The organism is Nocardiopsis terrae (assembly GCF_014651695.1).
Taxonomy (GTDB): Bacteria; Actinomycetota; Actinomycetes; order Streptosporangiales; family Streptosporangiaceae; genus Nocardiopsis; species Nocardiopsis terrae.
Window position 1 is genome coordinate 1 of sequence record NZ_BMXJ01000008.1, and the last position, 13,102, is coordinate 13,102.

The following is a 13,102-nucleotide window of genomic DNA, read 5'->3' on the forward strand; positions in this document are numbered from 1 at the left end:
CGCTGATGGTACTGCCCTGTGGTGGGGTGGGAGAGTAGGTCGCTGCCACGGTTTTTCTTGAAGAGAAGGAGGGGAGGGGTCGCTGTTGTGGCGGCCTCTCCCCTCCTTCTTTTTTGTGTCCTGGTTTGTGAACATGTGAAAGTAAGGCCGCTGGCAAGGATGCCCTCCCTTGGTGGGAGAATTCCGGTATGACGAAGACAATCCCTGCCGAGCTGCTGGCCGCTGCCGAGGCAGCAAAGGGCTTCATGCCCACCGACGAGGGCCTGGCGCTTTACGAGACCGCCCTGGAGTACGCCGACCGCGGTCCCGTGGTGGAGATCGGTACCTACTGCGGCAAGTCCACCGTCTTCCTCGGTGCGGCCGCCCGTATCGCCGGGACGAAGATCATCACGGTCGACCACCACCGGGGTTCGGAGGAGCACCAGGAGGGCTGGGAGTACCACGACACCTCCCTCATCGACCCGGTCACCGGCAGGTTCGACACTCTCCCGCACTTCCGGCACACGATCGTCGGGGCAGGGTTGGAGGAAGAGGTCATCGCGATCGCGGGGGCCTCGGTCGACGTCGCCGCGGTCTGGGGTACCGAACTCGGCATGCTCTTCATCGATGGCGGGCACAGCGAGACCGCCGCGCAGAACGACTACGAGGGCTGGACCCCGCACATCGCGGTCGGCGGTGCTCTCGTCATCCACGACGTGTTCCCCAACCCGGAGGACGGCGGACGTCCGCCCTACAACATCTACTGCCGGGCGCTCGACTCTGGGAGGTTCAAGGAGGTCCGGGTGGTCGGTTCCATGCGTGTTCTGGAGTGTGTCAGTGGCTGAAAGTGAGTGATCCGACATCCGGCAAGTTGCACGCGTCTGGAGGGTAAGCCTTCGGTAAGAATTGACTGCTCCCACCTCTGAAGGGAAGGGATTCTCATCCTCTCCCGCCATGAGGTCTGCGAGGGTTCGGGGCTCAGGCCGCCTGTTCGCCCTGTGGACGATCAGGTCTTACGCCCTGAGCGCCGCCCGGGTACAGACCAGCCCGGACCAGCATCACGTGTGCGGAGTTCTTGTCCCGTGACCGGGACACCCCGCACGCAGTGCAGGTGTAGGTGCGTTGGGACAGCGGCAGTGCGTGCTTGGCTCTCGCTCCGCAGCCTGCGCAGTCCATCGTGGTGTGGGCCGGGTGCACCAGGGGCATCCTCCGGGAGACCAGGTGACTGCGTGGTTACGGATCCGACCTTGGCGCGGTTACGTGCAGGTATTGTGTCGGTGAGGGTTGAGCGATGGTGACGATTTCCCCGAAATACCGCTTCAGTCCTGACTCGAACTGAACCGATCAGGGGCACTCGCGCGTCAAACATCAGGACGGCACGGTGCCGGACGTGATTTGCCATGGGGGCGGGGAGCTGAGCGAGAGCACACACGGCAGCGGCGGGACGGATGGACAGCGTCCTGACTCGAACACGCCGGAGACGAACGACACCTCTACCGAGGATCTGTCCAGTCAGGCGAGCCCCCAGGGTGATGATCTACCCACCACAGGTGAGGATCAATCAGAGGGGGAGACCCCGGTTGCGGAACCCGAGAGTGACCGGCAGCCCGAACCGGAGTTCATCGCAGGGCCGATAACTTTCAAGACGAGTGGCACCTTCTTCCGTGAGCGCGTGGCACGAACCCTCGCCGAACAGGGCTTCGAGCCCGGTGATCTGAGCTCCGAGAGCTCCGAGAGCTCCGGGGGCCAGGGCGAGCAGGCGGACGGCGAGACGGAGCACAGCAGTTCTCCGGAGACCGGCGTCGTGGCCGGCGCCCAGGAGGACGTGGAGGGCAGGGCACCACAGGAGGACGCTGACGGGGAGGGGACCTCCGAGACGGTTCCCGGAGACGTTGACCAGCACTCCGACAAAAAGGATGCCAGGGGCGGGGCCGGAGACGACCCCGAGCCCGAGACACAGGAGATCCCGATCCAGGGCTCCGCCGAACCCGAACGGGACACCGTCTCTGACACCGGGGACACCTCCTCGGCGGAGGAGGGCGCCTCTGCGGACGAGGTCCGTACCGAAGCGCTGCCCGAAACCGGTGTGGCCGCGGCCCCGGCGGGGCCGGTCCCCGCGACCGAACCCCTCCGAACCGGGGACGACGACACGCCTGCTCGCGGTGCCGATCCCTCCGCCGGCACGGAGAGCGGTTCCGGGGACGAGGACGCCGACAACGAGAGCTCCGGGCACGACGGTGCCGGGGTCGAGGAGGACGGGGAGCCGGACGGGCCCGCCCGGACCGAGGCCATGCCCGCGCCCGCCCCGGGCGCGGTGTCCTTCGCCGGAGTCCCTCCGGAGGATGACAGCGGGGACGGGGAAGACGCATCGCGGACCTCGGAGCAGCGTTCCGAGGACGGTGCCGAGAAGGAGACCGCCGCGCTGTGGCCCGAGCCCCGTCGTCTGTCCGACTACGTCACCGACAGGCCCGAGCCCGAGGACTCCTCTGAGGGTGCGGCAGCGGCGCCCGCGGCCGGTGCGACATCGGCCGCGGCCTCGGGCGGCGCTGCCCCGCCTTCCGGTCCGGGGAACGTCTCCGGAGTTTCGGGCGGCCCCCGGCAGGGGGACCCCGCCGAGCACGGTGCGGGCGCGCCGGGCGGACCGCAGGGGCCGGGCGGCCCCAAGGGTCCACCGAGCGGCCCCGGCGGGCCGAAGGGGCCCGGGGGCGGCTCCGGAAAGAAGAAACAGAAGCGCAGGAAACCGCTGTGGTTCCGCCTCCTGCGGGCCTTCCTCCTGGTCACCGGCCTGATCGTCATCCTGGGCTGTGGTGCCTTCGCGTACTTCTACACCACCGTCGAGGTTCCGGACGCCGCCAAGGCCGACGCGGTCGAGCAGGGGTCGACCTTCTACTTCGCCGACGGCGAGACCGAGTTCGCCTACCGGGGTACCGACCGGGACGTCATCAGCTACGACGAGATGGTCGCCGGCGGCGACCACATCGTCGATGCCGTCATCTCCGCCGAGGACCGGGGGTTCTGGACCGAGCCCGGTGTCTCGGTGAAGGGCACCACCCGGGCCGTGTGGTCCACGATCACCGGTGAGCAGGTACAGGGCGGTTCCACCGTCACCCAGCAGATGGTCCGCAACTACTACGAGGGCGTCTCCCGGGAACAGACCGTGTCCCGCAAGATCCAGGAGATCATCATCTCCATCAAGGTGGATCAGAGCGAGGACAAGGAGTGGGTGATGGAGCAGTACCTCAACACCATCTACTTCGGTCGCATGTCCTACGGCGTCCAGGCCGCCGCGCAGGCGTACTACCACAAGGACGTCGACGAGCTCACCGCGGAGGAGGCCGCCTTCCTGGCGGCCGCCATCCAGCAGCCGACACCTTTCGGCCAGGCGGACGTGGAGACCACTCCCGAGATGGAGAGCCGCTGGCAGTACGTTATCGACGGCATGGTCACGACCGGGGCGATCACCCAGGCCGAGGCCGACGAGATGGAGTTCCCGGCCCCCGAGCCGGAGAAGATCACGGGAGACGTCAGCGGCTACCGGGGGTACATGCTCCAGGAGGCCATGAGCGAGCTCGACCGGCTCGGCTACACCGAGGACATGGTCAACCGACAGGGCTACCGGATCGTCACCACGTTCGACAAGGACATGATGGACGCCGCCTACGAGGCCGTCGACGGGATGGTCTCGGAGGAGGAGATGCCCGAGGGGATCAACATCGGTCTGAGCACCGTGGATCCGGAGACCGGTGAGGTCCTGGCCTTCTTCGGCGGACACGACTACAACGACAACCAGTACGACAGCTCCTTCCTCGGTTCCGCACAGGCCGGTTCGGCGTTCAAGCCGTACGTGCTGGCCACCGCCCTGAAGCAGGGCATCGGCCTCAACACCAGGGTGGACGGGCGCGGTCCGCAGAACATCAACGGCCAGCCCATCCAGAACGCGGGCAACGCACCGGGCGGCATCATGACGCTCACCGAGGCGACCCAGGTCTCCAACAACCTCGGATACATCGAACTCGCCCAGAGGGTGGGCTACGAGGAGATCCGCGAGACCGCCTACGACGCGGGCCTGAAGCAGGGCAGCATCAAGGACAACCAGCTCGTGCCGGTCATGCCCCTGGGCGCCAACAGCGTCCGGCCCGTCGACCAGGCCAGCGGGTACGCGACCTTCGCCAACGGCGGCGTCCACGTGGAGGCGCACGTCATCAGGGAGATCGTCAACCAGGCAGGCGAGGACGAGCGGCCGGAGGTGGAGAGCGACCAGGCGTTCTCCGAGTCCGTCGCGGCGGACCTCACCTACGCCCTGAAGAGTGTGGCCGACAGCGGAACCGGCAGGACCGCGAACCTGTGGGACCCGAACCACCCCACCGCGGGCAAGACGGGAACCGTTCGGGACGAGCAGAACGGCGGAACCTCCGCGGCCTGGTTCGTGGGATACACCCCGCAGCTGTCGACGTCCGTCGGCGTGTACAGCGACAACAACCGCAGTTTCACCATCCCCGGGCAGAACATCTCCAGCACCGGTCTGCCCTCGCAGGTCTGGAACCGCTACATGCAGGAGGCGGTGAAGGGCCTCGAACCGGCCTCCTTCCCCGGCCCCGAATTCGGTGGGAACACGGAGGACTGGGCCCCGGACGTGTCGACCCAGGAACCGCAGGAACCGCAGGCACCGGTCGACACGACCGAGCCCCAGGAGCCGGTCGACCCGGTGGAAACGGATGTGCCCCGGGAGCCGGTCGAAACGGAGGAGCCCGGTGTTCCGGTCACGCCGGGCGAGCCCGGAGGTCCGGGTGACTCGGAGGAGCCGGGGATCCCCGAGCCCCCGCCGAGCCGGGGGGAAGAGGAGGAGCAGCAGTAGCTCCTCCCCCCGGCGGCGGGGCCGCGGCTCCCCGCGCGGTGAGAGGGCCTCGGTACCGGATCCGGTACCGAGGCCCTCTCACGTGCTCGGCCGCTGGCGGGCGGGTGCTCAGACGCCGACCGGCTCCTGTTCCCAGCTGTGCAGGAACACCCGGGAGCCGGGGGTGGCGCGGGTGAGCGCGTCCACGGCCAGGATGACGGCGGCCGAGGTCCAGGTACTGCGCTCCACCGGCCATCGCACCTGTTCGGCGAACTGGTAACCGGTCCAGTAGACGCCGTCGTCGGCGTCGCGCAGGTGCTGCACGTCGCGCAGGATGCGCACGCCCGCCTCGGTCTCGCCCATCGCAGCCAACGCCATGACCAGCTCCGCGGACTCCGCTGCGGTCACCCACGGCTGGTCGTTCACGCAGCGTACGCCCAGGCCGGGCATGACGAAGGTGTCCCAGCGTTCGGCGATCCGCTCCTTGGCGGAGCCGCCCCGCACCGCGCCGCCGAGGATCGGGTAGAACCAGTCCATCGAGAAGCGGGAGCGGTCGGCGAAGAGCCCCTCGTCCTCGTTGATGAGTACGCCGAGCCGGTCCGCGGCCGCCGACCACTCCGGCCGGTCCCGGCCCAGACGGGCCCCCAGGGCCGCACCGCAGCGCAGCGCGTGGTGCACGCTCGCGCACACGGTGAGCAGGGCGTGGTCGCCCGGAGTGCCGTCCTCGGAGCGGGCCCACAGGATCTCCCCCCGGCTGCCGCGCAGAGCCAGGACGAACTCCAACCCGCTTTCCACCGTCGGCCACATCCGTTCGGCGAACGCGGTGTCGCCGGTGGTGAGCAGGTGGTGGAAGAGGCCCACCGCCGGGTAGGCGGCGTGGTTGGCTTCGCGCAGCTCCGTTGCGGCCCGGCCCTGACGGAACTTGGCGGGCCAGCCGCCGTCGGGGTGGCGGCCGCCCTCCAGCCACAGGTAGGCGCGGCGGGCCGCTTCGGCGTGCTCGGGGACGAGCAGGCCGGTGACGGTCAGGGCCATGGCGCACTCCACGTGGTCCCACACGTCGGTGTGGCCGCCGGGGAACCACGGGATCGCGCCCCCGGATTCCTGGGAACGGGCCAGGTAGTGCGCGGACAGGTAGAGCTGCTCGGAGCTGAGGACACCGGGCAGGCGCAGGGCCGCCGGGTCGGAGGGCGCCGGCGCGGACGCCATCAGGAGGCCGCGTCGGTGCGCGGCTTGCGCACGTACACGATGACGCTCTTGCCGATGACCGGGTTGAGGAGTCTTTCGGCCACGCGGGTCACCTTCGGGGCCTGGAGCATGTCCCAGACCAGGAGCTCGTGGTAGGCCTTGGCCAGCGGGTGGTCGTTGTTGTCGGTGCCCACCGCGCACTTGATCCACCAGTACGGCGCGTGCAGGGCGTGTGCGTGGTGGTGCGGGCCGATCTCGAAACCGGTGGCCTTGAGCTTGGCCTCCAGTTCGGCGCGCGTGTAGATGCGGATGTGGCCGCCCTCGTTGGTGTGGTACTCCTCCGAGAGGGCCCAGCAGAGGCGCTCGGGCAGGAAGCTCGGCACGGTGACGGCGGCGATCCCCCCGGGTTTGAGGACCCGGTGGAGTTCCTTCATGGCGGCGGTGTCGTGCGGCAGGTGCTCGAAGATCTCCGCGGCGACGACGCGGTCGAAGCTGTCGTCGTCGAAGGGCATGTCGAGGGCGTCGCCCTTGACGGTCTCGGCCCTGGCGGACTCGGGGGCCTCGCCCTCCTGGGCCATGGCCGCGAACATGGTCTCGACCTCGGCGAGGTCGCTCACGTTCTGGTCGAAGGCGACCACGTCGGCGCCGCGGCGGTAGATCTCGAAGGCGTGGCGGCCGCCGCCGCAGCCGAGGTCGAGAACGCGGTCGCCCGGGCCGACGGGGAACAGGTTGAAGTCGACGGTGATCAGTGGAGGCTCCCTAGGGACGGTGCTGCGGGTCGTGGTGTGCGCGGCCTGCCGGGTCAGGCGCCGTTCGCGCGGGCCCGCACGGGCGCGGGTCGGTTCTCGTCGCCGGTACCGGCACCGGTTCCCGCGACGGAGTCGATGGTGGAGGCGTAGCGCTGAGCGGTCAGCTCGGCCACGGCCCGCCAGGTGAAGCGCTCCTGGACACGACGCCAGGCGGCGGCGCCCATCCGCTCGCGTTCGGCGTCGTCGTCGAACAGGGAGGCGAGCTCGGCGGCCAGCAGTTCGGGGTCGCCCGGGGGGAGGAGGCGTCCGGCCTCGCCGTCGGTGCCCACGACCTCGGGCAGGGCGCCCGCGCGGCTGGCGATCAGCGGGGTGCCGCAGGCCATGGCCTCCACGGCGGGGAGGGAGAAGCCCTCGTAGAAGGACGGGACGACCGCGACCTGGGCACTGGAGATGAGCTCGCCCAGTTCCCGGTCGCCGATGCCGCTGACGAACTCGACCTTCTCGCGCAGGTTCAGTTCGTCGACGAGCTGGTCCGTGGGGCCGCCCGGTTTCGGTTTGCTGACGATGGTCAGGGTGATGTCGCGCTCGGTGGCGAGTTTGGCGGCCGCGTGCAGGAGGACGCTGACGCCTTTGAGCGGGCTGTCGGCGCTGGCGGTGCACACGATGCGGCCGGGAACGCGCTGCACCTCGGGGCGGGGGTGGAAGTAGCGGGTGTCCACGCCCAGCGGGGTGACCTCCATGGTGTCGGGGTCGACGCCGAACTCGCGGGCGATGTCGTCCGCGGAGGACTGGGAGGGGACCAGGATCGGGTCGAGCCTGCGGGCCACCCTGGCCTGCATCCTCACGAACCCGTACCAGCGGCGCTTGGAGAGTTTCTGGAGGCCGCGGGCCTCCTCGAGTTCGATGCGGCGGTCCACGCTGATCGGGTGGTGGATGGTGGTGACCAGGGGGATTCCGGCGGACCTGATACCGAGCAGGCCCCAGCCGAGGGTCTGGTTGTCGTGGACGACGTCGAACTCGCCCAGGCGGTTGCGCAGCTCGCGGTTGGCGCGCAGGGAGAAGGTGAGGGGTTCGGGGAAGCCGGCGGTCCACATGGTGGCGACCTCCAGCACGTCGATCCAGTCGCGCCACTCGCGCAGGGGCGGGGCGGTGAAGGGGTCGGCGTCGTTGTAGAGGTCGAGGGAGGGGATCTTCTCCAGGGTGACGCCCTCGTCGAGGGCCGGGTAGGGCTGTCCGGAGAAGACGGTGACCCGGTGGCCGAGTGCGGCGAGTTCCCGCGACAGGTGGCGGACGTAGACTCCCTGGCCGCCGACGTGCTGTTTGCTCCGGTACGACAGGAGGGCGACGCGCAGGGGGCGGTCGCCTGAGGGCCGTGGTGTCGGTCCCGTGCTTGTGCCCGACTGGGTCAAGAGTCCACCTCTTCGTTGGGTCGCGTGCCCGGTCGCCGCCGTGTGCCGCCGGGTTTCCGGCGCCGGTGGCGCAGGCCGTCCGGAGGCGGGTCGATTCGCCGGTGGGACGGTGTGGCGCCCCCATATGTTACTCGCGAGTTCATTCGGGGTCGGCGCCGGGATCAGGTACTGGGGATCCTATTCGGGGCCGTGTGCCCGGGTGACGCTGGCCCAGCGGGGGAGCTCGGCCGGACCGGTTCGGCGGACCAGGCCGCGCTCTTCCAACAGGCGCAGGTGCGCCGCGGTCTCGGATGCCGCCATGTGCCGGGCCATGATCCGCATCTCCGTCCAGGGTCGGCGCCATTCCAGGCTCGACGTGAGCTCCCACAGGGTCGTGGCACCCCGGGTGAGCAGTCGGGCCATGGACTCCAGACGCTCCTCGTGGTGGTCGACGATCTCCCCGGTGCGTGCCGGGAGGCCGGTGAAGCGCCTCTCGTGTGAGGGAAGGCACAGGAGGCGGTCGGCTCCGGGCATGCGCCCGATCCGGGCCTGGGCGGCCAGGAAGTCGCCCAGGGGGTCGCCGTCGGCGGAGTCGAGGGGGAACTGGCCCACGTGCGGGGTGATGCGCGGCAGGACGTGGTCGCCGGTGAAGAGGAGGTCGCGCTCGGCCAGGTGGAGGCACAGGTGGCCCGGGGTGTGGCCGGGGGTCCACACGGCACGCAGGTCCAGGCCGGGGACGTCGGCGCGCTCTCCGTCGCCGAGCGCGAGGTCCGGGAGTGCTGGTGAGGGGAAGACGGCGGGGGAGGAGCGGAAGGTCTCGACGTCCTCCTCGGGGAAGCCCGCGCGGACCATCTGTTCGATGACGGACGCGCTCCGTTCGTCGTCGGTGCGCTCACCGAGGCGCCGCAGGACCTCGGCGTCGGAGGGGTGCATGGCGACCCAGGCGTCGGAGGCCTCCCGCAGGCGGCCGGTGAGTCCGGCGTGGTCGGCGTGGAAGTGGGTCAGGACGGCGCCCTGCACCTGGTCGATACTGTGGCCGGTCTGCTTGAGGCCGCTGACCAGGGCTTCCCACGAGTCGTCGTGGTGCCAGCCGGTGTCGACGAGGACTGGTCCGCCCGGGGCGGAGATCGCGTAGACGTAGGTGAACCCGATCGGGTTGCCGGGGACTGGGACGGGGATGCTCCACAGCCCTTCACCTAGGTCCTCTACTGGGGGAACGTCACGCATCCTGGGCCGACCTCTCCGCTGAAAACCGAATCTGGTTCGATTCTAGGGAAGGGGTGGCCGGGACCTTCGGGCGGCGGGTGCCCTGATCGGTGCGGTGTGGCCCGGGGCATATCGGCCAGACAAAATAGAACATATTCTACAAAGGTCTGACGGACGCCCTGAAAGCTTGGGCCAAGATCTCGTATTGCCTTTGCCACATCGGGTGATGAGGCGAGGATCATGGGTTCGAAGCGCTGCGGCAAAGGGAATTCTTTAGATAACGTGTTCTCGTGGGGTCGGTCTGTCAGGGGTGACGTACCGGTCCGGTAGAGCTGGCATCCGGTCCGCGGCGCACCGGCGGCACGCGGACCGAAGACGAACGGGAGATCCAGTGGCGGTGCAGGCACCGATCGGAACGATGACGCGGAGTCAGACCCAGCGTCGTCGGCGCATCGTCCAGACGGCGGCCGCCCTGGCCGTGCGCGGCGGCGTGGAGGCCATGCAGATGCGTTCGGTCGCCGAACGCGCCGGTGTCGCCCTCGGTACGCTCTACCGCTACTTCCCCTCCAAGATGGACCTGGTCGTCGCCGTGGTCACCGAGGAGCTCGATCTCCTCGAGGGCGGTATCGTCCGCCGTCCGCCCACCGCGGCCACCGCCCCGGGCCGGGCCGTCGACGTCCTGTTGCGCGCCACCCGCGGACTCATGCGCGAGCCCGAACTCGCCGACGCCCTGGTGCGCTCCCTGATCATGGCCGAGGTCAAGATCGAACTCGACGTACGCATCAGCGACCTGGTGTGGCGGGTGGCCACCGGCAACTTCGAGGGGGCCGACGCCACCGACGAGGAGGCCGCCGAGGCCGGTACCGGCGTGGACCGCGAGAGCACCGGTTACGTCCTGGTCGGTTCGCTCACCAGCGTGTGGATCTTCGAGCTGGTGGAGATCCTCAAGGGCCGCCGCGACATCGACGACGCCGAACGCCGCCTGCAGGTCGCGGCCGAGCGCCTGCTCGCCTCCTTCTGACCGCCGGCCGCGGCCCCGACCACTACTGGCTCCGGCCGCTGCCGAACAGCAGGCCGAGCAGGCCGTCGAGCAGGCCGTCCGACCCGCTGTCGGAGTCCCCGTTCCCGGGCCCGTCTCCGCCGGCCTCCCCGTCCCCGGGTTCCTGACCATCATCTCCGGGCGGCTCGACCTCCGGGGCCGTGGGCGGGACCGGCGCGTCCGTCAGCTCCTCCTCGGGGCTCTCCTGCGAACCGTCCCCGCCTCCGTCGCGCTCCTCGCCCCGTGGCTCCTGCGGCGGGCTGGGCTCCTCGCCCTCCGGGGCGCCCCGCTCCGGGTCCTCGGGGGCCTCCGGAACCGATGCGCCCGGGGCCGAGGCCGTGCCGCGCTCCGTTCCCGGCTTACCGTCGGAGGCCGTCGATGACGCCTCCACCCGTTCCGTGCCCGACCGGGCGCCCTGGGCCGCGGGGCCCGTGTCGATCACGGTGGAGGGCCCGTCCACGGAGCTGGCCCACCACCACAGTCCGACCGCCACCGCGACCGTGGCCAGGCCGGAGACCGCAGGCAGCGGCCAGCGCCGGTGTCCGGGCGTCCTCACCTCGTTGAGGGGGTCGTGGTCCGGAGCGGGCAGCGGGGAGCGCGCGTCGTCGCGGACGGGGTGGTCACCGGTGGTCACCCGGTCGCCGGGCAGGGCCCGGGGGAGCGGGATCTCGACCGTGCCGACGCCGGGGTCCCCGGGCTCCTCGGCCACGGCGGCGCCGGACGGGTGCGAGCGGTGGACCGGGTAGCCGTCAGCGGTGAGCGGGTGCATGGCGGCGGCGATCCGGGCGCGCTCCTGGGCGGCCTCGGGCGCGGTGCACGTGTGCACGACCCGCGCGCGCAAACCGGGCGGAGCGCCGGGAGGGCGCAGCAGGGCCAGGGCGGAGGAGACCTGCTGTACCTGGGTGCGCCAGAGCGCGCCGGGGGACTCCTCCTCGGGGGAGTCCGCGGAGAGGTCGTCGAGGCCCTCCGCGGCCCTGCGGATCGCGGAGCGGGAGAGCTCGCCGCAGATCCGCGGCTCCAGGCCCAGGACGCGGGACACCGCCGAGGTGGAGAGCGCGTGGCGCAGGTTGAGCTCGACCAGTTCCCGGTGGCTGGCGGGCAGCCGGGAGAACATCCGGGCGACCGGGACCTCCGCGGGCACGGTCGCCAGACGTGTGTAGGGGCAGGTGTGCGCGAAACCGCGGAGCTGGCAGGCGACCCGGACGAGGGCGTACAGCCAGGGCCCCCGGTCGGCGGGGTCGGTGAGTTCGGCCTCGAGTCCGATTCCGGCGACCAGGGCCTCGTGTACGGCGTCGGTGACCGGGTCCCCGCCCGTCCGGTCCCCGCCGCCGTGGCGTTCGGGATCGCCCAGGAGGGACCACGCGTACCGGTACAGCTGCTGCGCGAAGGTGTCGTGGAGCGCCTCGACGGCTTCGGCCGCCGGTACGTCTGTTTCGTTACCTCTGGTCACGATTCTCCCCCCGTTCTGTGGTGACGCTAGCGAGGGGAGCGCTCCAGTGTGGGTGAATCGTTCAGCTGTAGCTGGAAGGTGAGACTTCTGTTACCGTCTCCGCGCCTCCGGGACCGGCCGGGGCTCGCCCCTGCCGGCCCCGGAGGGGCTACTCGCCGCCCCGGGAGGGCTGGCCGATCGCCACCATCCGCTCCACGGAGCGGCGGGCGCGCTCGGCGGTCGAGGCGTCGACCGTGATCTCACTCGTGCCGTGGCGGAGTGAGTTCAGCAGCTTGTCGGCATCGATCATTTTCATGTAGTGGCACTCGGCACGCGAGTTGACCGCCTCGAACTCCGTGGTCGAGTTGGCGTTGCGCAGCTGGTGCAGCATGCCGGTCTCGGTGGCGATGAGCACCTTCTTGGCACTGGTGTTCTCGGCGGCGGACAGCATCCCGCCGGTGGAGAGGACCTTGACCCGGTCCTCGGGGACCGCTCCGCTGCCGACGAGGTAGAGGGCGGAGGTGGCGCAGCCGCACTCGGGGTGGACGTACACCTCGGCGTCGGGCTCGGAGGCCACGCGTTCGCGCAGGGTGTGGCCGTCGATCCCGGCGTGCACGTGGCACTCGCCCATCCAGATGTGGATGTTCTCGCGACCGGTGACCCGCTTGACGTGGGCGCCCAGGAACTGGTCCGGGAGGAACAGGATCTCCTTGTCCTCCGGGATGGAGCGGATGACGTCCGCGGCGTTGGAGGAGGTGCAGCAGATGTCGGTCTCCGCCTTGACCGCCGCGGTGGTGTTGACGTAGGCGACGACGACCGCACCGGGGTGCTCGGCCTTCCAGGCGCGCACGTCCTCGGCGGTGATGGTGTCGGCCAGCGAGCAGCCCGCGTTGGGGTCGGGCAGCAGGATGGTCTTCTCCGGCGCGAGGATCTTGGCGGTCTCGGCCATGAAGTGCACACCGCAGAAGACGATGGTGCTGGCGTCGACGCTCGCGGCCAGGCGGGACAGGGCCAGGGAGTCGCCGGTGTGGTGGGCGACGTCCTGGATTTCCGGGCGCTGGTAGTTGTGCGCGAGGATGACAGCGTCGCGCTCCTCTGCCAGGCGGTGGACCTCAGCGGCCCATTCCTGCCTGGTCATGGTGTCCGCCGTCGCGGTGACCGATGCCATGTCCTACTACTTCCTTGAGGCTGTGGGCACGTCGTACGGATGCCGTGCCGTGGGAGGTCAGTGCGGGGAATCAAGTTTTTGTCTATCAGGCACAAACCTACTGAAGCTTAACATGGCGTGGGACG

Annotated in this window: 10 protein-coding genes; 3 read left to right on the top strand and 7 right to left on the bottom strand. The window is 70.1% G+C overall.

Translation table 11 applies throughout. The annotated features are described in order from the left end of the window. The first annotated feature begins 188 nt into the window (after nucleotides 1-188). A complete protein-coding gene (locus IE195_RS21975) occupies nucleotides 189-824 on the top strand; it encodes a class I SAM-dependent methyltransferase (protein ID WP_191274727.1) in 636 nt (211 codons plus the stop codon). 133 nt (nucleotides 825-957) lie between these two features. Here the strand turns inward: IE195_RS21975 and IE195_RS21980 are convergent, their stop codons facing one another. Further along, entirely contained in the window at nucleotides 958-1,185 is a 228-nt protein-coding gene (locus IE195_RS21980) for a zinc ribbon domain-containing protein (protein ID WP_225942520.1), read from the bottom strand. A gap of 466 nt (nucleotides 1,186-1,651) precedes the next feature. On the opposite strand from IE195_RS21980, the gene IE195_RS21985 reads away from it, so the two are divergent. Continuing rightward, a complete protein-coding gene (locus IE195_RS21985; RefSeq protein ID WP_373295674.1) occupies nucleotides 1,652-4,834 on the top strand; it encodes a transglycosylase domain-containing protein in 3,183 nt (1,060 codons plus the stop codon). A gap of 108 nt (nucleotides 4,835-4,942) precedes the next feature. Here the strand turns inward: IE195_RS21985 and IE195_RS21990 are convergent, their stop codons facing one another. The 4 genes from IE195_RS21990 to IE195_RS22005 all read right to left on the bottom strand — a co-directional run bounded on the left by IE195_RS21990 (nucleotide 4,943) and on the right by IE195_RS22005 (nucleotide 9,362). After that, the gene (locus IE195_RS21990) at nucleotides 4,943-6,019 is read right to left on the bottom strand and encodes a glucosidase family protein (RefSeq protein WP_191274738.1); all 1,077 of its coding nucleotides are present in this window, start codon (nucleotides 6,017-6,019) and stop codon (nucleotides 4,943-4,945) included. Next, nucleotides 6,019-6,747 carry a class I SAM-dependent methyltransferase gene (locus IE195_RS21995; protein ID WP_191275220.1) on the bottom strand — a complete coding sequence of 243 codons (729 nt, stop codon included), beginning with the start codon at nucleotides 6,745-6,747 and terminating at the stop codon, nucleotides 6,019-6,021. Before IE195_RS21995 ends, IE195_RS21990 begins: the two co-directional genes overlap by 1 nt. Before the next feature lie 53 nt (nucleotides 6,748-6,800). Then, entirely contained in the window at nucleotides 6,801-8,156 is a 1,356-nt protein-coding gene (locus IE195_RS22000; RefSeq protein ID WP_191274740.1) for a glycosyltransferase family 4 protein, read from the bottom strand. 177 nt (nucleotides 8,157-8,333) lie between these two features. After that, nucleotides 8,334-9,362 carry an MBL fold metallo-hydrolase gene (locus IE195_RS22005; RefSeq protein ID WP_191274742.1) on the bottom strand — a complete coding sequence of 343 codons (1,029 nt, stop codon included), beginning with the start codon at nucleotides 9,360-9,362 and terminating at the stop codon, nucleotides 8,334-8,336. A gap of 370 nt (nucleotides 9,363-9,732) precedes the next feature. Between IE195_RS22005 and IE195_RS22010 the strand changes: the two genes are divergently transcribed. After that, nucleotides 9,733-10,362 (top strand): TetR family transcriptional regulator, encoded by a 630-nt coding sequence (locus IE195_RS22010; RefSeq protein WP_191274744.1) that lies wholly within the window; start codon nucleotides 9,733-9,735, stop codon nucleotides 10,360-10,362. 22 nt (nucleotides 10,363-10,384) lie between these two features. Here the strand turns inward: IE195_RS22010 and IE195_RS22015 are convergent, their stop codons facing one another. Both IE195_RS22015 and nadA read right to left on the bottom strand, forming a co-directional pair. Further along, nucleotides 10,385-11,830 carry a sigma-70 family RNA polymerase sigma factor gene (locus IE195_RS22015; RefSeq protein ID WP_191274746.1) on the bottom strand — a complete coding sequence of 482 codons (1,446 nt, stop codon included), beginning with the start codon at nucleotides 11,828-11,830 and terminating at the stop codon, nucleotides 10,385-10,387. 148 nt (nucleotides 11,831-11,978) lie between these two features. After that, nucleotides 11,979-12,977, bottom strand: coding sequence for a quinolinate synthase NadA (nadA, locus tag IE195_RS22020; RefSeq protein WP_191274748.1), 999 nt, complete (start codon nucleotides 12,975-12,977; stop codon nucleotides 11,979-11,981). Nucleotides 12,978-13,102 lie beyond the last annotated feature (125 nt).